This window comes from Streptomyces swartbergensis (assembly GCF_002148965.1).
Lineage (GTDB): Bacteria > Actinomycetota > Actinomycetes > Streptomycetales > Streptomycetaceae > Streptomyces > Streptomyces swartbergensis.
Map to the genome: position 1 here is coordinate 1 of NZ_NGFN01000024.1, position 14,280 is coordinate 14,280.

Below are 14,280 nucleotides of genomic sequence, written 5' to 3' on the forward strand. Positions count from 1 at the left end.
GTCCAGAAGGCCCCTCGCCCGTCCCGTACCGCTCGGCGTCCTCGCACGGCAGCACACCCAGGAGGAACTGTCATGACCGACCACCGCCCCTGGCGCGGCGTCCTCGTCGCCACCGCGCTCCCGCTGAACGACGACCTCTCCGTGAACTACGACACGTACGCCGAGCACTGCGCCTGGCTGGTCGACAACGGCTGCGACGGCGTCGTGCCGAACGGCTCCCTCGGCGAGTATCAGGTGCTCACCCCCGAGGAGCGCGCCCGGGTCGTCGAGACGGCCGTCGCCGCGATCGGCGGGCAGCGCGTCATGCCCGGCGTCGCCGCGTACGGGTCCGCCGAGTCCCGGCGCTGGGCCGAGCAAGCGGGCGAGGCGGGCTGCCGGGCGGTGATGCTGCTGCCGCCGAACGCCTACCGCGCCGACGAGCGCTCCGTCCTCGCCCACTACGCCGAGGTCGCGAAGACGGGCCTGCCGGTCGTCGCGTACAACAACCCGATCGACACCAAGGTCGACCTCGTGCCCGAACTGCTCGCCCGGCTGCACGGCGAGGGATACATCCGGGCGGTGAAGGAGTTCTCCGGAGACGTCCGCCGGGCCTACCGCATCGCCGAACTCGCCCCCGAACTCGACCTGCTGATCGGCGCGGACGACGTCCTGCTGGAGCTGGCCGTCGCCTGCGCCAAGGGCTGGGTGGCGGGCTACCCGAACGCGCTGCCGCAGGCCTCGGTCGAGCTGTACCACGCGGCCGTCGACGGCGACCTCGACACCGCGCGGTCCCTGTACCGGCGGCTGCATCCGCTGCTGCGGTGGGACTCGCGGGTGGAGTTCGTCCAGGCCATCAAGCTGTCCATGGACCTCGTCGGCCGCCACGGCGGACCCTGCCGCCCGCCGCGCATGCCCCTGCTGCCCGAGCAGGAGGCCGCCGTCCGAGCCGCCACCGAGAAGGCCGTCGCGGCCGGATTGTCGTAGGGATCATGCGCAGCAGACTCGTCCTGCACGCCGTCGACTCGCACACCGAGGGCATGCCGACCCGTGTGATCACCGGCGGCATCGGCACCATCCCCGGCGCCACCATGAACGAGCGGCGGCTGTACTTCCGCGAACACCGCGACGACATCAAGCAGTTGCTGATGAACGAGCCACGCGGTCACTCGGCCATGAGCGGCGCGATCCTCCAGCCGCCGACCCGGCCCGACTGCGACTGGGGCGTCGTCTACATCGAGGTCTCCGGTTATCTGCCGATGTGCGGGCACGGCACGATCGGCGTGGCGACCGTGCTCGTCGAGACCGGCATGGTCGAGGTCGTCGAGCCGGTCACCACCATCCGGCTCGACACCCCGGCGGGCCCGGTCGTCGCCGAGGTGGCGGTCGAGGGCGGTGCCGCCAAGGCGGTCACCCTCCGGAACGTGCCCTCCTTCGCCGTCGGCCTCGACCGCAAGGCCAACCTCGCCGACGGCCGGACGGTGACCTACGACCTCGCCTTCGGCGGCAACTTCTACGCCATCCTGCCGCTGGAGCGCTTCGGCCTGCCCTTCGACCGGTCCCGCAAGGACGACATCCTCCGGGCCGGCCTGTCCCTCATGGCCGCCGTCAACGCCGAGGACCCGCCCGTCCACCCGGAGGACCCGTCCATCCGCGGCCTCCACCACGTCTACCTGGCCGCTCCCGGCTCGACCGCCCGCCACTCCCGGCACGCCATGGCCATCCACCCCGGCTGGTTCGACCGCTCGCCGTGCGGCACGGGCACCAGCGCCCGCATGGCGCAGCTGCACGCGCGCGGCGAACTCCCGCTGCACACCGAGTTCGTGAACGAGTCCTTCATCGGCACTCGGTTCACCGGCAGACTGCTCGGCACCACCGAGGTGGCCGGCCGCCCGGCCGTGCTGCCCAGCTTCACCGGACGCGCCTGGATCACCGGCACCGCCCAGTACCTGCTGGACCCCGAGGACCCGTTCCCGGCGGGGTTCGTCCTGTGAGCCGCACACCCGCGCTGCCCGTGCTGGGCAGCAGGAAACCCAGCCACCGCGAGCGGGTCGCGGACGCGCTGCGGGCCGCCCTTATCGCCGGGGAACTGCTCCCCGGCGAGGTCTACTCGGCCCCCGGCCTCGCCGCCCGCTTCGGCGTCTCCGCCACCCCCGTGCGCGAGGCCATGCTCGACCTCGCCAAGGAAGGCCTCGTCGACACCGTCCCCAACAAGGGCTTCCGGGTCACGGCCGTCTCCGAGAAGCAGCTCGACGAGTACACCCACATCCGCGCGCTGATCGAGATCCCCACCACGGCGGGCCTCGCCGCCTCGGCCGACCCGGTGGCGCTGGAGGCCCTCCGGCCGGTCGCCCAGGAGATCGTCACCTCCGCCGCAGCCGGCGACCTCATCGCCTACGTCGAGGCCGACCTGCACTTCCACCTCGGCCTGCTGGCCCTCGCCGGCAACGACCACCTCGTCGACGTCGTACGGGACCTCAGACGCCGCTCCCGGCTGTACGGCCTGACCGCGCTCGCCGAGCAGGGCAGGCTGGAGGCGTCGGCGGAGGAGCACCTGGAGATCCTCGACGCACTGCTCGCCCGGGACGAGGAGGCGGTACAGACGGTGATGACCCGGCATCTCGGGCATGTCAGGGGCCTGTGGGCAAGTGCCCCCAAGGGGCGCGGGGAACTGCGCGACAAGCCCCCACGGCCCGCAGCCTCCAGAGGACATGCCGGACCGAGCTCTTAGGACGCGGCGGCCCCCTTCTTCGCGGCCTGGATCTGCTCGTACACATGCGTACGCAGCTCGGCGAAGCGCGGATCCACCCTCGTGTGCAACTGATCGCGCTCGACGGGCAGATCGACCTTCAGCTGCTCCCGGACGACGGTCGGTGAGGCGGACAGCACGATCACCCGCTCCCCGAGGTAGACGGCCTCGTCGATGTCGTGGGTGACGAACAGGATCGTGATGCCGCGCTCCCGCCACAGCCCCCGGACCAGGTCCTCCAGATCGGCCCGGGTCTGCGCGTCCACCGCCGCGAACGGCTCGTCCATCAGCAACACCCGGGGCTCGTACGCCAGCGCACGGGCGATGGCGACCCGCTGCTGCATGCCGCCGGACAACTGCCAGGGATACGCCCCCACGGCGTCCGCCAGCCCCACCGACTCCAGCGCGTCGCGGACCAGTTCCCGGCGGCGGGCTTTGCTCAAGTCCTTCTGCTTCAGCGGCAGTTCGACGTTCTCGCCGACCCGCATCCAGGGGAAGAGGCTGCGCCCGTACTCCTGGAAGACGAACGCCATCCCGGGCGGCGGCCCGCTCACCTTCCGCCCGTCCAGGAGTACTTCACCGCCGCTCGGCGTGAGCAGCCCTCCCACGCACTTCAGCAGCGTCGTCTTGCCGCAGCCCGACGGCCCGACGAGACAGACGAGTTCCCCGGCGTCGACGGTGAAGGTGAGGTCGCGGACCGCCTCCACACGCCGCCCCGACCCCTCGTAGACCTTCTTCAGACCCCGTACGTCGAGCATGGACCGCCCTTTCGAGAGGCTCACGGCGACCGCCGGGCCGAGGCGCGAAGGCCGTGGTACCAGCCGAGCACCCGCCGCTCGACCCACTGGAAGACGACCGACAGCAGGAAGCCGAGCAGACCGAGCACGAGGATGCCGGTCCACATGTCCGGGATCGCGAAGCCGCGCTGGAACTGGACGATGGTGAAGCCGAGCCCGTTGCTCGCGGCGAACATCTCGCTGATCACCATGAGGATGATGCCGATGGACAGGGCCTGGCGCAGGCCCGCGAAGATCTGCGGGCTCGCCGACCGCAGCACGAGGTTCCTGAGCCGCGCCACGCCCGTGATGCCGTACGAGCGGGCCGTCTCGGCCATCACCGGGTCCACCGCCCGCACGCCCTCGACCGTGTTGAGCAGGACGGGCCACACACAGCCGACCGCGATCACCGTGACCTTCATCGTGTCGCCGATCCCCGCGAACAGCATGATGACCGGCACCAGCACCGGCGGCGGCACCGCCCGCAGGAACTCCAGGACCGGCTCGCACACCGCCCGCACCCGCCGGTACGACCCGATGACCGTACCGAGCGCCACCCCCACGACCGCCGCCAGCGCGTAACCGCCCGCCAGCCGCAGCACGCTCGGCAGCACGTCACCCCGCAGGCGCTCCGCCGTCCACACGTCCGGGAAGGCCTCCAGGATCGTCCGCAAGGGCGGCCAGTACACGTCCGTACTGCCCGCGGACGCCACCCACCAGACCGTGACCAGCAGGGCCGGGAGGGCGACGGTGAACACCAGCCGCAGCAGCGCACGCCTCACACCGCCACCTCCCCGCGCACCGACTGGTGCCAGGCCAGCGCCCGCCGCTCCACCGTGCGCGCGCCGACGTTGATCAGCAGCCCCAGCAGCCCGGTCACCACGATCAGCGCGTACATCTCGGGCACGGCCTGCGAGGCCTGTGCCACCCCGATGCGCTTGCCCAGCCCCGGTGCCCCGATGACGAGTTCGGACGTGATGGCGAGGATCAACGCGACCGCCGCCGCCAGCCGGACGCCGGTCATGACGTACGGCAGCGCGGTCGGCCACAGCACATGCCGGATCCGCGCCCAGGTACCGAGGCCGTACGACCGCGCCGTCTCGTCGGCGACGGGGTCGACGTCCTGGACGCCGTACAGAACCTGGATCAGGATCTGCCAGAACGACGCGTAGACGACGAGGAGGAGCACCGAGCGCAGTTCGGTGCCGTACAGCAGCACCGCCAGCGGGATCAGCGCGACCGACGGGATCGGGCGCAGGAACTCGATCGTGGAAGCCGTCGCCTCGCGCAGATACGGCACGACCGAGATCAGCACGCCCGCCACGATCCCCGCGCAGGACGCGATCGCCAGGCCCAGCGCCCAGCCGGTGAGCGTGTCACCGAGCGCCGTCCAGAAGGCCGAATCGGCCGCCTCGTCCGCGAGCGCTTCGGCGATACGGCTGGTGGGCGGGAAGTAGGCCTCCTCGACCAGGCCGAGCCGCGGCACCGCCTCGCCCAGGGCGAGAAAGGCGGCGAGTCCGGCCGCGCCGAGTGCGGCGTTCACGCCCCTCATGCGTCCGTGTCCCTCACGGCAGCAGCTTGTCCAGGTCCGGCGTCGACTTGAACAGGCCGTCGTCCTCGCYGAGCTTCATCAGCGCCTCGATGGAGGCGCGGTTCGGCTCGGCCGGCCACTTCGGCAGGGTCACCTTCTCCAGCACCGCCGCCGGGATCTTCGTGTACGTGGTGACGATCTGGCGGGCCTCGTCCGGGTGGGCGTCGGCGTAGGCGAGGGACTCGGCGGTGGCCTTGCGGAACTTGTCGACCACGTCCGGGTTCTGCTGGGCGTACCGGGTCGAGGTGAAGTACAGCGCGACGGTGAGGTCGGGTGCCACGTCCACCAAGGGCGAGGCGATGACGCGTCCGCCCTGGCTCTTGACGGTGGCGAGAGCGGGTTCGACCACCTGGGCGGCGTCGATCTGCCCGCTGTCGAGGGCGGCCGGCATCTGGTCGAAGGCGAGCTCGACGAACTTCACCTTGTCCGGGTCGCCGCCCGCCTTGCGCACCGACGCGCGTACGGACGTCTCGTTGATGTTCTTCAGGGTGTTGATGGCGACCCGCTTGCCCTCCAGCTCCTTCGGCGACCTGATCGGACTGTCCTTGCCCACGGTGATCGCGCTGAAGTCCTTGCCCTCGACGCCGGTCGAGGCGATCGCGTTCGCGACGGCCCTGATCGGCACGTTGCTGGACTGGGCGATCATCAGCGACGTCACGTTGGAGAACCCGAACTGGAACTGACCGCTGGCCACACCCGGCACGATCGCCGCGCCGCCCTGCGCGGTGGTGAACCGCAGCTTCAGGCCCTGCTTCTCGAAGAAGCCCTTCTCCTGGCCCAGATAGAGCGGTGCCACATCGACGATGGGAATGAGCCCGACCTCGACGGTGGTCGTCCCGCCGGACGAGGCGCCCGCGTCCGAGGCGCCACCGCCGTCGGACGAGCCGCATGCCGCCGCGGTGAGCAGGACGGACACGGCCGCGAGACGGGTGAAGAGACGACGACGCAAGACTCCTCCTGTGGGACCGGCTGTGGTTCTCCGACAGGTTGTGCGCAGACAGCACGCTTGTGCTCAGCGAGAACGTATGGCCGTGTCCGCTCCATGGTCAATGCCCTTGCCGGCACCGCTCGTTGACATCACGAGATCCGCACTCCTAGCGTGCGCACAGCGCACGGTCGTACGTCACGCCGGAGGCCCAGGATGTCCGCTGAAGCCCGCGCACCGCATTTCGTCCGGTCCTTCGAGCGTGGCCTCGCCGTGATCCGCGCCTTCGACGCCGAGCGTCCGGCGCTGACTCTGAGCGAGGTCGCGCGTGCCTGCGAGCTGACGCGCGCGGCGGCGCGCCGTTTCCTGCTCACCCTCGCCGACCTCGGCTACGTGCACACCGACGGCCGCCGCTTCCGCCTCACCCCGCGGGTGCTGGAACTCGGCTACTCCTACCTGTCCAGCTACACGCTGCCCCAGCTCGCCGAGCCCCATCTGGAGCAACTCGTCGCCCGGGTACGGGAGTCGTCCTCGCTCTGTGTCCTCGACGGCGACGACATCGTGTACGTGGCCCGGGTCCCGACCCGCCGCATCATGACCGCGTCCATCACGGTCGGCACCCGGTTCCCGGCGTACGTGACCTCGGTGGGCCGGGTGATCCTCGCCCATCTGCCGGACGAGGAGGTCCAAGCCCGGCTCGCCCGGGCGGAGTTGAAGCCCCTCACCACGCGCACGATCACCACCCCGGAGGCCCTGCGGGCGGAGCTGCGCCGCGTCCGCAGGCAGGGCTACGCCGTCGTCGACCAGGAGCTGGAGGAGGGGCTGAGGTCGGTCGCCGCCCCGGTGCGGGACCGGGACGGGTTCGTGGTCGCGGCCGTCAACATCGCCGTGCACGCCGGGCGCAACTCCGTCGATTCCGTCCGCCGCGACCTGTTGCCGCACCTGCTGGCGACCGTCGCCGGGATCGAGGCCGACCTGCGGATCACAAGTCCAGCACCAGCCGCCGCCCCCGGCACCGGGACACGCAGATCATCATCGTCTCGCCGCTCTCCCGCTCCTCCGGAGTGAGCACCGAGTCCCGGTGCTCCGGGGTGCCGTCCAGGACGTCGGTCTCACAGGTCCCGCAGGTGCCCTCGGTACAGGAGAAGAGCACCTCGACCCCGGCGGCGCGCACGGCGTCCAGTACGGACACGTCCGGCCCGACCGAGAGCGTCCTGCCGCTCCGCGCCAGCTCCACCTCGAACCCGGTGTCGCCGCCGGTCTCCTGCTCCTTCGGCCGGAACCGCTCGACGCGCAGCACCGCGGACGGGCAGCGCTCCTCGACCGCGTCCAGCAGCGGCCCGGGGCCGCAGCAGTAGACGAGCGTGCCCTCGGGCACGTCGTCCAGCACGGAGGGCAGGTCCAGCAGCCCCGTCTCGTCCTCGGGCGCGATCGTCACCCGGTCCCCGTACCGGGCGAGTTCCTCGCCGAACGCCATCGACCGGCGGGTGCGCCCGCCGTACAGCAGCGTCCACTCGGCGCCCGCCGCCTCGGCCGCGGCCAGCATCGGCAGGATCGGGGTGATGCCGATGCCGCCCGCGACGAAGCGGTAGCGGGGGGCGGGCTCCAGGCCGAAGTTGTTCCGGGGCCCGCGCACGCGGACCTTGTCGCCCTGCCCCACCTGCTCGTGCACATGGGCGGAACCACCCCGGCCGTCCGGCTCGCGCAGCACCGCGATCCGCCAGGCCGACCGGTCCGCCGGATCGCCGCACAGCGAGTACTGCCGCTCCAGCCCGGGGCCGAGCACGACGTCGATGTGGGCGCCCGGCTCCCATGCCGGGAGCGGTTCGCCGAGCGGGTGGCGCAGGCTGAGGGCGAGCACGCCGTCGGCGGCGAACTCACGCCGCTCGACGACGAGTTCGGCTTCGTAGACGCTCATGAACTGTTTCCTCGCGGCTCGTCGACGTCGTGCCCCTGGGGGTGGGCGAGCATCCACTCCCACATCTCCACCGGGTCCTGTGCGGTGTACTCGCGGCCGCAGTGGCAGGTGCCGTGCAGGACGTCGGTGCCGGGCAGCCAGTCGATGCGGTAGATCTCGCCGGTCGGGCTCGTCACTGGACCTTCTCCACGGGCTTCTCGCCCTCCTCGACCAGCCGGGCGAGGATACGGCGGGCGGCCAGGCCACCGGTGTCGATGTTGATGCTCAGCTCCTGGTAGCCGGTGCGCTCGGTGCCGAGGGTCTTCTGGAGCAGGTTGAGGGCGGTGACGTCCTGCATCACGACCGTGTGGTTGTTGCCGCGCAGGAACTCGGTGACCTCGGCGTCGTCCGTCGCCCAGTCGCGCGAGACGGCCCAGAAGTCGTACACCTTGCCGTCGCCGGACGGTGTGATCGCGTACGTGATCTCGGTGTGGAAGCCGTTCGGGTCGCTGCCGTCCGCCTCGGGCAGCACACCGACCGGGGCGATGCGGCTGTGCAGCAGATACAGGCAGGGCGCGTGGTACTCGATGTCCTGCCAGCGGGTGATCCGGCCCTCTATGCCGGTCGACTTGGCGTAGAACGGCGGGCACTCGGCGTCGTCCATGTGCCGGCTGACCCGGACGATCCCGGCGCCCTCGTCGACCTCCGTCGTGATCGGCGTCTCGGCGACCTCGGGGGTGCCGATGTACCCGCCGTGCAGATACGTCTCGTGGGACAGGTCCAAGAGGTTGTCGACGAGGAGCCCGTAGTCGCAGTCGATGGGCTCCATGCCGCGCACGGTGACCCAGCCGGGGGAGTCGAGGTGCCTGGCCCGCGGGATGCCCTGCGGATCGGCGAGCGCGGGGTCACCGATCCACACCCAGATCAGTGAGTCCTGCTCGACGACCGGGTAGGAGGCGACCCGGGCCGTGCGCGGCACCCGTTTCTGCCCCGGCACGTGCACGCACGTACCGGTCGTGTCGTACGTGAACCCGTGGTACCCGCACACGATCCGGTCACCGTCGAGGCGCGTCGGGGCCTCGGACAGCGGGTACCGCCGGTGCACACACCGGTCGTGCAGCACGACGGGTGTGCCCTCCTCCTCGGTCCGGTAGAGCACGAGCGTCTCACCGAGAATCGTCCGTCCGAGCAACTCCCGCCCGACCTCGTGACTGTAGGCGGCGACGTACCACTGGTTCCTGGCGAAGGCGGTCATGTGAGGCATGGGGTTCCCGTCCCTGTCGGCGGGGCGTCGTCGCCCCGCGTGCCGTGGTTGGACTCAGGGTCCTGGCGGCTGGGGTTGCCGCGCAAGGCGGCTTCTGCCAGACGGAAGCACCTCTGTGAAAGGGCTGGTCAGAGCCATGTCATGCGTCTTGCTCATCGCTGGCAGGGGCTGCGGGGTGACGCCGCTGGGTGGATCACTCAAGAGGCGGCCGGTGATGTGTTTGGCGAACACGTCCGATCGCGATGCTGCCGTGATTGTCCGGAAGTGGGGACAGCGGGAGGGTTGCGGTCTCCGGGATGTGCGCCGCGCCCAGGTCGAGCGAGCGGCTGGGTGTCACGGTCTGCCGCTGGACACGCTGTCCGAACGCGGACAGCCAGGGCGTGACCGTCTCCTCGGGGAAGGCCACCGTGTAAGCCCCGGCGGCTGGAACACCCACCTCGCCGCGGTCGAAGGTCACCCGCAGCCCGCCGTTGGCGGTGCAGGCCATGTCGTCCGTGGCCCAGGAGTCGTCCGCGAAGCCCGAGCGTCGTACGGGATGAGCCGGCCCTGTCGTCGTGCCCGTACGTCGTACTTCCCGCCGCTGCGCGCGCCGGAGCCGACGATGGTGGAGGCGACGTGCGTGCCGTGGCCCGCACGGTCGTCGGTGGAACGCGAAACCGAGGACGGCTCCGCCACCTGCGCCTTCGTCATGCCCTCCACCGTCGACGGCCGGGCCGCGCACCGCGCCGACTCCCTCGCCAACGACCAGGACTGGCACCTGGTCATGTGGCTGCGGGAGCTGGCCGCACAGGAGCGGCACAACACGCCGTCCGCAGTACAAGTCCGTGGATCCGCATGAACAGAACGGGAGGAGTACCCCTGCGTCGGCTCACCCGCCTCCTGGCGGCCGCGGCGATGGCGTCGGTGACGGCGGTAACGCACCCGCCACCGCCGCGCCCACCGCTCCGTTGCCCTAGACGACATCGAGCATGCTGGTCCACGGCCGTCGACTGGCTGTGGGGCCCAAGCAACATCGTTCGAACTGGCGGATATGCGCTGAACCCGAAGTGCCCGGGCCCGGCTCCATCACCGGGCCCCGGCCGCTGGACCTGTCAGGCCCCTGGAAACCGTGCCTACTGAACGAGCTCCCAGTCCTGGGAACCGTCCGTGAGCGCGTTCTGCAAGGTCAGCTGCGCCCCGGCCGACGCGCCGGTCAGGTACAGGTTCGGGTTCTTGAGGGACTGCAGCTTGTAGAACCCGTCATCGGTCTTGACGAGGTTCCAACTGCCCGTGGCGCTGTTGTCCACCCACTGCCCGATCTTCTGTCCGGCCGTCGCGTTCCCGGTCCAGATGGCCGCCGCGCGTCCGCCCGACTTGTTCAGCAGCGTCTTGCCGCCGTTCGGTTCGGTCACGATGTGCCAGTACTGCGTGTCCGGGTCGCCTGCGGAACCGGGGGCCTCCAGCCGGACGTCGGGAACGTCGCCGTTGCCGAGGTTCGCGTCGTTGCTGTTGTTCCCGGTGCCGATCACCTGGTCGGTCTTGCGGTTGACCAGCTGGTGGTAGGCGCCGTCGGAGTCGCCGAGGTCGACCTCGGCGAACTTGAGGGTGGAGGTGCCCTGGTTGTTGAGGATCGAGACGCGGCCGGTGCCTTCGACGTACGTCAAGTTGCGGCTGTAGCCGGCCTGGGACGTCGTCTGATACTCCTTCCATTCACCGTCGCTGCGTCCGCTCTCGTTGACCCAGACACTGCCGCTGCCCGCGGCGTTGTAGACCAGACGCCCACCGGGGAGCTTGATGAGGACCGGGCTGCCGCCCATCGACAGCGTGCGTGAACCGGTGTCGACCGGCAGCGAGTTGACCCCCGTGCCGGTCGGCGAGCCGGTGTGGAACTTCAGCGGGTCGTCGGCGAGCCGGTAGCGGGTGTTGGCCCCGCCGCCCCAGTACTCGTAGGTGAGCAGCCACTTGCCGTCCGTCGTGCGGACGACGTTCGTCATGCCGGGCCGGCCGCCGCCGATCTCCGTCTTGCCGCCGCCCATGTCCTGGGTCAGTCCCGCGATGTCGACGACGGGGTTGCTCCACTGCGAGCTGCGGCCGTCCCAGGTCTTGTGCACGAGGATCTGGCCCAGCGAGTCCTTGGCGGTGTCGTTCGCCGGGTCCAGGGTCGGGACGCCGGTGGTGGGGTCGAAGCCGGTGTAGTCGTTCTCGTCGGAGTAGTAGCAGACGATCTTGCCCTTGTGGACCATCAGGTACGGCTCCCAGAGCGGGTCCACCTGCTTGTTGGTGTTTGCGTTCGCGATGTTCTGCCCGGTCGCGCCCGCGCTGCCGCCCTGCCAGCCGCCTGTCGCGACGATGTCGAGGATCTTCCAGGTCGCGCCGTCGTCGGTGCTGGAGTACAGGGCGATCGCCATGTCCTTGCGGTCTCCGTCGTTGGACGGGGTCCAGTTGGGGTCGGCTGCCTTGTGCTCCTTGTAGTAGTAGTCGTCGCCCGACACGACACTCGCGAGGAGCAGGGTGCCCTGCTTCAGGTCCCCGACATCCTGCGGGAGTGCGTAGAGGTAGGGGTTGGTCCAGTTGCTCGTGTACTTGGCGTACTTGGGGTCGGTGGAGAGGTACGCCGGGGCCTTGACCTCGGACAGGGGCTGCCAGGTGGTGCCGTCGTCGTCACTCTTGTAGACCGGGAGGGTCTGCTTGTCGGCGCTTCCCGTCTCCGTCACGACGGTGGACTTCTCGAACGACGCGACCAGACGTCCGCTCGGCAGCTGTGCCGACTTGGGGTAGACCGCGCAGTTGCCCCGCCCCTTCAGGCACGGTTCGGTGCCGAGCTGGTACAGAGTCCCGCCCGTCGGGTTGTACGCCTGCGCACCGGACGCGGGTATGGCCAGCAGCGCGGTCGCGGCGGTGAAGGTGCCCAGCGCCTTCCCCACTCTTCTTCTCTGCATGGTTCCTCCAACTTGCTTACGGGGTCGGGGTGGTGTCGGCGGAGACGAGGACGCGGACATCCCACGGGTCCAGGTCCAGCAGGGTGCCGGCCGGTACGGGGTCGTCGGTCAGGACGTCGGACAGGTCGGCCGGAACCTGGACGCGTGCGGGCTCCCAGTTCCAGTTGTGCACGATGTGCAAGCGGCGGCCGTCGGGTGACGTACCGGTCGTCACGGTCACGGACGCGGGCAGACCCTGCCATCCGTCGCGCGAGGCCGGAGCCATCCAGGCGGCCAGTGCCCGGGCGAGGTCGCGGCCGGGCACGGTGCCCACGCACGTGACGCGCCCTGTGCCATGGCGACGGGTGGTGACGGCCGGAAAGCGGCCGAAGTGCGGGTGTTCGTACGAGGCCAGCACGTCGGCGTCGATGACCGTCAGTCCCTCGATCCAGTGCGTCGCCGTCGCGTCCGTGGGCACCTCGAGCGGGCCGCCGGGGACGGTGCGGACCGGAACGTCCCGGGTGAGGTTGCTGAACTCGTCGTAGCGGACGCCCGCGGCCTCGGTGAGACGCCCGGGGGCCGGTTCGTGCCGGGCGCGGGCCTCGTGGTCGGCGTACGCGGTGCGTGGGCCGATTACGAGGTGGCCGCCCGCGTGGGCGTAGTCCGCGAGCCAGTCGACCGTGGCGTCGTCGACGACGTACAGGGCCGGTGCGACGAGCACCGGATGGCGCCGCACGGCTTCCTCGGGGCTCATTCCCTCCCGTCGGCCGCTCGCGTCGTGCAGCTGCCGGGCGTGGACGATCCGTACCTGGCGGCCCGAGTCGAAGGCACCTCGGTAGAAGGGGTCGAAGATGCGGTGGTAGGAGGCCGGGTCGGGGGCGCCGTCCGGCTTGGACAGCGGCGGGTACTTCTGCATCAGCCACTTGCTCGGCATCGAGTAGACCATCGCGATGTCGGCGTCCGGCTCGATCCCGGCGACGAGGGGTCCCGCCTTGTCGAACTCGGCCCCCAGACGGGCGATTTCGGTGAACGTACGGCCCGGCTGTCCGCTGTGCGGGAGGACGCCGCCCCAGTAGGTTTCCGCGCCGAATCGCAGGGTCTGCCACTGCCAGTACTCGATCATCCGGGCGCCGCGTGCCACATGGGCCCAGGCGGCCTGCCGCCATTGGCCGTCGTATCCGGGGCGGTTGTCCCAGCAGAAGCCGATGGAGTTCGCGTTGGTCTCGGTGACCAGGAACGGCTCCTGGCGGGAGGAGAACATCCAGTCGGCTGTCTGGTACATCGACCAGACTCCGGTGGTCTTCCAGACCTGCTCGTGGTCGTCGGGCGTCGGGTCGGGGAGCAGCAGGCCGTCCTGCATGTCGTAGTACGGGTTGCCGGAGGCGATGTCGAGGCGGTCCGACATCTCGTCGTCCTCCACCCCGTTGCGGGTGTAGGAGATGCAGGTGGTGACGAATTGCTCCGGGCGGGCGTATTCGCGGACGATGTCGGCCTGCCAGCCGATGAACTCGGTGACCTGCCGGGCCTGGAACTCCCGCCAGGCGACGTCGTACTGAGGTTGCTCGTTGCCGTCCGGGGTCCACAGGTCGGCCCAGGTGGACAGGCGGTGCGACCAGTAGACCAGGCCCCACTCGCGGTTGAGGGTCTCGACGTCGCCGTACTTGTCGCGCAGGTGGTCGACGAAGCGCTGGAAGACACCGTGGTTGTGGAAGAGGTGCAGGCCGGGCTCGTTGTCCACCTGCCAGCCGATGATCGCCGGGTGGTCGACGTACCGGGCGACGATCTTGCGGATGACGCGCTCCGCGTGGAAGCGGAAGGCGGGGTGGGTGAAGTCGGCCTCCTGACGGGCGCCCCAGCCGATGCGTTCGCCGGTGCGCCGCTCGCCCGTGATCTCCGGGTACTGGCGGGCCAGCCACGGCGGCACGGCGTAGGTCGGCGTACCGAGGACGACGGAGATGCCGCGTTCGCGGGCGCCGTCGAGGACCGGCTGGAGCCAGTCGAGGTCGAACGTCCCGTTCTCCGGCTCCCACGTCGACCAGACCGACTCCCCGACCCGGATGACGGTGAACTTGGCTTCGGCCATCAGGTCGAGGTCGGTCTTCAGCCGTTCGTCGGGCCGCAGTTCGGGGTCGTAGGCAGGCGTGTACTCGTGGTAGTACGCGGCGCCGAACAGGACGCGGGCGGGCAGATCCGCCATGAGTGGAA

Annotated in this window: 15 protein-coding genes; 5 read left to right on the top strand and 10 right to left on the bottom strand. The window is 70.4% G+C overall.

Going from position 1 to position 14,280, the window contains the following annotated elements; genetic code table 11:
• The first annotated feature begins 72 nt into the window (after positions 1-72).
• The 3 genes from CA983_RS06495 to CA983_RS06505 are packed head-to-tail and all read left to right on the top strand — an operon-like array spanning position 73 to position 2,707.
• The gene (locus CA983_RS06495) at positions 73-963 is read left to right on the top strand and encodes a dihydrodipicolinate synthase family protein (RefSeq protein ID WP_086599918.1); all 891 of its coding nucleotides are present in this window, start codon (positions 73-75) and stop codon (positions 961-963) included.
• A 5-nt stretch (positions 964-968) separates the two neighbouring features.
• Positions 969-1,970 (top strand): proline racemase family protein, encoded by a 1,002-nt coding sequence (locus tag CA983_RS06500; RefSeq protein WP_086599919.1) that lies wholly within the window; start codon positions 969-971, stop codon positions 1,968-1,970.
• Positions 1,967-2,707, top strand: coding sequence for a GntR family transcriptional regulator (locus CA983_RS06505; RefSeq protein WP_244206688.1), 741 nt, complete (start codon positions 1,967-1,969; stop codon positions 2,705-2,707). The genes CA983_RS06500 and CA983_RS06505 overlap by 4 nt, the downstream gene beginning before the upstream one ends.
• Here the strand turns inward: CA983_RS06505 and CA983_RS06510 are convergent.
• From CA983_RS06510 to CA983_RS06525, 4 genes are read right to left on the bottom strand one after another with little or no spacing between them, the layout of a single operon-like run.
• On the bottom strand, positions 2,704-3,483 hold the full coding sequence (locus CA983_RS06510; protein ID WP_086599920.1) for an ABC transporter ATP-binding protein: 780 nt from the start codon (positions 3,481-3,483) through the stop codon (positions 2,704-2,706). The two genes, CA983_RS06505 and CA983_RS06510, sit on opposite strands and share 4 nt — an antisense overlap.
• 20 nt (positions 3,484-3,503) lie before the next feature.
• Positions 3,504-4,283, bottom strand: coding sequence for an ABC transporter permease (locus CA983_RS06515; protein WP_086599921.1), 780 nt, complete (start codon positions 4,281-4,283; stop codon positions 3,504-3,506).
• Positions 4,280-5,053, bottom strand: coding sequence for an ABC transporter permease (locus CA983_RS06520; RefSeq protein ID WP_086599922.1), 774 nt, complete (start codon positions 5,051-5,053; stop codon positions 4,280-4,282). The genes CA983_RS06515 and CA983_RS06520 overlap by 4 nt, the downstream gene beginning before the upstream one ends.
• 13 nt (positions 5,054-5,066) lie before the next feature.
• Positions 5,067-6,041: an ABC transporter substrate-binding protein gene (locus CA983_RS06525; RefSeq protein WP_086599923.1), complete on the bottom strand. Its 975-nt coding sequence runs from the start codon at positions 6,039-6,041 to the stop codon at positions 5,067-5,069.
• 192 nt (positions 6,042-6,233) lie between these two features.
• Here CA983_RS06525 and CA983_RS06530 point away from each other — a divergent pair, with 192 nt between their 5' ends.
• Positions 6,234-7,085, top strand: coding sequence for an IclR family transcriptional regulator domain-containing protein (locus CA983_RS06530; RefSeq protein ID WP_086599924.1), 852 nt, complete (start codon positions 6,234-6,236; stop codon positions 7,083-7,085).
• Here CA983_RS06530 and CA983_RS06535 read toward each other — a convergent pair.
• From CA983_RS06535 to CA983_RS06550, 4 genes are all read right to left on the bottom strand, one after another.
• Complete coding sequence (locus CA983_RS06535) at positions 7,000-7,935, bottom strand: PDR/VanB family oxidoreductase (protein ID WP_086599925.1); 936 nt, start codon at positions 7,933-7,935, stop codon at positions 7,000-7,002. The genes CA983_RS06530 and CA983_RS06535 overlap by 86 nt on opposite strands.
• The gene (locus tag CA983_RS06540; RefSeq protein ID WP_086599926.1) at positions 7,932-8,111 is read right to left on the bottom strand and encodes a hypothetical protein; all 180 of its coding nucleotides are present in this window, start codon (positions 8,109-8,111) and stop codon (positions 7,932-7,934) included. The genes CA983_RS06535 and CA983_RS06540 overlap by 4 nt, the downstream gene beginning before the upstream one ends.
• Positions 8,108-9,178: an aromatic ring-hydroxylating dioxygenase subunit alpha gene (locus tag CA983_RS06545; protein ID WP_208636907.1), complete on the bottom strand. Its 1,071-nt coding sequence runs from the start codon at positions 9,176-9,178 to the stop codon at positions 8,108-8,110. Before CA983_RS06545 ends, CA983_RS06540 begins: the two co-directional genes overlap by 4 nt.
• A gap of 193 nt (positions 9,179-9,371) precedes the next feature.
• Positions 9,372-9,665, bottom strand: a complete 294-nt coding sequence (locus CA983_RS06550; protein WP_086599928.1) for a hypothetical protein — start codon at positions 9,663-9,665, stop codon at positions 9,372-9,374.
• A 48-nt stretch (positions 9,666-9,713) separates the two neighbouring features.
• Here CA983_RS06550 and CA983_RS06555 point away from each other — a divergent pair, with 48 nt between their 5' ends.
• Positions 9,714-10,016 carry a hypothetical protein gene (locus tag CA983_RS06555; RefSeq protein WP_143645458.1) on the top strand — a complete coding sequence of 101 codons (303 nt, stop codon included), beginning with the start codon at positions 9,714-9,716 and terminating at the stop codon, positions 10,014-10,016.
• 274 nt (positions 10,017-10,290) lie between these two features.
• Here CA983_RS06555 and CA983_RS06560 read toward each other — a convergent pair whose 3' ends face one another.
• Positions 10,291-12,096, bottom strand: coding sequence for an RICIN domain-containing protein (locus CA983_RS06560; protein WP_086599930.1), 1,806 nt, complete (start codon positions 12,094-12,096; stop codon positions 10,291-10,293).
• A 16-nt stretch (positions 12,097-12,112) separates the two neighbouring features.
• Positions 12,113-14,272, bottom strand: coding sequence for a beta-galactosidase (locus tag CA983_RS06565; protein ID WP_086599931.1), 2,160 nt, complete (start codon positions 14,270-14,272; stop codon positions 12,113-12,115).
• Positions 14,273-14,280 lie beyond the last annotated feature (8 nt).

Coding starts and splice junctions, on each gene's coding strand:
- CA983_RS06535 (WP_086599925.1), bottom strand. CDS start 7,935: ATGAGCGTCTACGAAGCCGAACTCGTCGTCGAGCGGCGTGAGTTCGCC.
- CA983_RS06520 (WP_086599922.1), bottom strand. CDS start 5,053: ATGAGGGGCGTGAACGCCGCACTCGGCGCGGCCGGACTCGCCGCCTTT.
- CA983_RS06530 (WP_086599924.1), top strand. CDS start 6,234: ATGTCCGCTGAAGCCCGCGCACCGCATTTCGTCCGGTCCTTCGAGCGT.
- CA983_RS06550 (WP_086599928.1), bottom strand. CDS start 9,665: ATGGCCTGCACCGCCAACGGCGGGCTGCGGGTGACCTTCGACCGCGGC.
- CA983_RS06500 (WP_086599919.1), top strand. CDS start 969: ATGCGCAGCAGACTCGTCCTGCACGCCGTCGACTCGCACACCGAGGGC.
- CA983_RS06555 (WP_143645458.1), top strand. CDS start 9,714: ATGAGCCGGCCCTGTCGTCGTGCCCGTACGTCGTACTTCCCGCCGCTG.
- CA983_RS06495 (WP_086599918.1), top strand. CDS start 73: ATGACCGACCACCGCCCCTGGCGCGGCGTCCTCGTCGCCACCGCGCTC.
- CA983_RS06560 (WP_086599930.1), bottom strand. CDS start 12,096: ATGCAGAGAAGAAGAGTGGGGAAGGCGCTGGGCACCTTCACCGCCGCG.
- CA983_RS06510 (WP_086599920.1), bottom strand. CDS start 3,483: ATGCTCGACGTACGGGGTCTGAAGAAGGTCTACGAGGGGTCGGGGCGG.
- CA983_RS06565 (WP_086599931.1), bottom strand. CDS start 14,272: ATGGCGGATCTGCCCGCCCGCGTCCTGTTCGGCGCCGCGTACTACCAC.
- CA983_RS06545 (WP_208636907.1), bottom strand. CDS start 9,178: ATGCCTCACATGACCGCCTTCGCCAGGAACCAGTGGTACGTCGCCGCC.